This is a genomic window from Paenibacillus ihuae, from assembly GCF_001368795.1.
GTDB lineage: Bacteria > Bacillota > Bacilli > Paenibacillales > Paenibacillaceae > Paenibacillus_AQ > Paenibacillus_AQ ihuae.
Genome location: NZ_LN831198.1, coordinates 3,429,030 through 3,431,538, shown reverse-complemented (window position 1 = coordinate 3,431,538; position 2,509 = coordinate 3,429,030). Strand labels below are relative to the sequence as shown.

The window sequence follows — 2,509 nt, the reverse complement described above, 5'->3', positions numbered from 1 at the left end:
GGTCATGTCTGGGAGCTTGCGCAGCAGTTGAACTGAAGCCGAATACTGGGTTAATCCTATCTAGAACGATATTCGAATCAAACAAGGAGCAGGTTGCCATGGCAGCGTTGCTCCTTGTTTTCGTAAAAGCTAACGGGTAAACAAAAAGAAAAAAATTCCATCCGTATCCGGCAAATGCTATTGACTAACCAGCTACTGCGTGTTACTTTGTAGTGGTAGTAAGTGATACGGCATACCAGTCATACAGAATAGCGAAGGGTGATTGTTTTGGAAAACATAACGGAAATGCTCAAAGGCGTGCTTGAGGGAAGTGTTCTTGAAATAATAAGCCGCAAAGAAACCTACGGCTACGAAATTACACGGCAGCCGAACGCCCTCGGCTTCACAGATGTTGTAGAAGGAACAGTGTATACCATTCTGATCCGGCTTGAAAAAAACAAACTGGTGGAGATCACCAAAAAGCCGTCCGACATTGGACCGCCGCGAAAGTTTTTCGCGATCAACGACGCGGGGCGCGCTGAGCTGCAAAGATTCTGGGAAAAGTGGGAGTTCGTATCATCAAAAATCAGCGAGTTAAAGGAGAAAAGATTATGAATTTTTGGGAAAAAGTCACCGGCAGCGACATGACTAAAGAATTTAAAGCTTTTGAAACGCGAGCCAAAAAGCTGCCGGCAGATTATCAAGCCGCATGGGAAAAAATCAAATCCAATCTTTGGACGCACTCGGATTTCACCGGCCGCAACCTCATGCCCATCCTTGACGGTGTGCTTGGCCTGCTGGAAGAAACGGCGGCGGACGGTCAGGGTGTAGAGGAGGTTTTGGGTGACGACATCAAAGGCTTTTGCTCCGCGCTCGCCGGCGAAGAAGGGGCAAAGTCCTATCGTGACAAGTGGCGCGAGCAGCTCAACCATAATGTCGCTAAAAAAATTAGGTAAATAGGAGAGGATATAATGAGAATACGAGATATCATTGAAGGTAAAAAAGAGTGGCGGGCACACGTTGCACGAGTCAAAGCGCTCCCGCAGGATTATCAGATTGTCTATAAAGAGATTCAAAAATATCTGTTTAAAGTCGGTCCTGTTGAACTAACCGAGGGAACGGGTTTGCTATCGGGAATTATTGATCTGTTTGAAGAGGGCGCGGCCTTGGGCAGAGGGGTGCTTGAAGTAACCGGAAGTGACGTGGCCACTTTCTGTGATGATCTGATCAAAGACTCCAAGACTTACGCTGATATTTATCAAGAATCCGCTAACCAAGAAGTGAACAAGGCTATCAAAAAGACTACGGATAAAACAAAGTAAAGGGGGAATATCGGATGGAAAAAGCAATTCAAGTAAAAGGTCTGCGAAAATCCTTCAAAAACACAGAAGTCTTAAAGGGCGTAGATTTTGATGTGAAGCGGGGTGAGATTTTCGCCCTGCTGGGCTCCAACGGCGCGGGCAAGACGACGATTGTCCGTATCCTCAGCACGTTGCTCAAGGCGGACAGCGGTACTCTCACCGTGAATGGATTCGATATTTCCTCAAAGCCAGATCTCGTACGGCAATCGATTAGTCTGACCGGGCAATTTGCGGCAGTGGATGAGATTCTGACCGGACGGGAAAATCTGATCATGATTGCCAAGCTGCGGCATCTGGATCATCCGCATCAAGTTGCTGACGATTTGCTGAACCGCTTCGGCTTAACCGAGGCCGCCGACCGTAAGCCATCTACTTACTCGGGTGGTATGCGCCGCAGGCTCGATATCGCATTGAGCCTTGTGGGAAAACCGCAGGTCATTTTCCTTGATGAACCAACCACCGGGCTTGACCCCCAGGCTCGTATCGAGGTTTGGAAAATTGTTAAGGAGCTGTCAGGCAGCGGCACGACGGTATTCCTGACCACGCAGTATTTAGAGGAAGCTGAGCAGCTTGCCGACCGGATTGCCATTCTGCACGAGGGCAGGATTATCGCCGGCGGCACGCTCGCGGAGCTGAAAAAGCTGTTTCCAGCCGCAAAGGTAGAGTATGTTGAAAAACAGCCGACACTTGAGGAAATATTCCTTGCGATCATCAATAAAAAGGAGGCCATTTAATGGAAAACGCAAAAAAATATTTTATCAGCGACTTGAGAGTGATGCTCGGACGTTCCATGCGCCATATTTTCCGCAGTATGGACACCATCTTCACGGTTTGCGTCACTCCAATTGCAATGATGCTGCTGTTCGTCTATGTGTTTGGCGGCGCCATCCAGTCCGGCACAGATAATTATGTGAACTATCTGCTGCCTGGCATACTGCTTATGGCTATTGCAAGCGGGGTGGCCTACGTGGCATACCGCCTGTTTTTGGATAAGCAACGGGGCATTATGGAGCGGTTCCACTCCATGCCGATCGCACGTTCTACGGTGTTGTGGGGACATGTGCTGACCTCAGTGGTGTCCAACGTCATTTCTGTTGCCGTCATTATTCTCGTAGCGCTCATTATGGGCTTTCGCTCGTCGGCCGGGGTACTGTCCTGGTTAGCCGTAG

General features: G+C 48.9%; 5 protein-coding genes. All 5 read left to right on the top strand.

What is annotated here, in order from left to right; all coding sequences use genetic code 11:
* Positions 1–285 precede the first annotated feature (285 nt).
* The gene (locus AQR02_RS15735) at positions 286–594 is read left to right on the top strand and encodes a PadR family transcriptional regulator (RefSeq protein ID WP_054942128.1); all 309 of its coding nucleotides are present in this window, start codon (positions 286–288) and stop codon (positions 592–594) included.
* Positions 591–935 carry a DUF1048 domain-containing protein gene (locus tag AQR02_RS15730; protein ID WP_054941289.1) on the top strand — a complete coding sequence of 115 codons (345 nt, stop codon included), beginning with the start codon at positions 591–593 and terminating at the stop codon, positions 933–935. Before AQR02_RS15735 ends, AQR02_RS15730 begins: the two co-directional genes overlap by 4 nt.
* A gap of 15 nt (positions 936–950) precedes the next feature.
* Entirely contained in the window at positions 951–1,301 is a 351-nt protein-coding gene (locus tag AQR02_RS15725; RefSeq protein WP_054941288.1) for a DUF1048 domain-containing protein, read from the top strand.
* Between the two features lie 14 nt (positions 1,302–1,315).
* Positions 1,316–2,074, top strand: a complete 759-nt coding sequence (locus tag AQR02_RS15720) for an ABC transporter ATP-binding protein (RefSeq protein WP_054941287.1) — start codon at positions 1,316–1,318, stop codon at positions 2,072–2,074.
* A partial coding sequence (locus tag AQR02_RS34375; RefSeq protein WP_245237494.1) for an ABC transporter permease occupies positions 2,074–2,509 on the top strand: 436 nt, incomplete at its 3' end. The genes AQR02_RS15720 and AQR02_RS34375, both read left to right, overlap by 1 nt.

Excerpts from the sequence above, each read along its gene's own strand:
- AQR02_RS15735 (WP_054942128.1), top strand. The coding sequence starts at position 286 with ATGCTCAAAGGCGTGCTTGAGGGAAGTGTTCTTGAAATAATAAGCCGC.
- AQR02_RS15730 (WP_054941289.1), top strand. The coding sequence starts at position 591 with ATGAATTTTTGGGAAAAAGTCACCGGCAGCGACATGACTAAAGAATTT.
- AQR02_RS15725 (WP_054941288.1), top strand. The coding sequence starts at position 951 with ATGAGAATACGAGATATCATTGAAGGTAAAAAAGAGTGGCGGGCACAC.
- AQR02_RS15720 (WP_054941287.1), top strand. The coding sequence starts at position 1,316 with ATGGAAAAAGCAATTCAAGTAAAAGGTCTGCGAAAATCCTTCAAAAAC.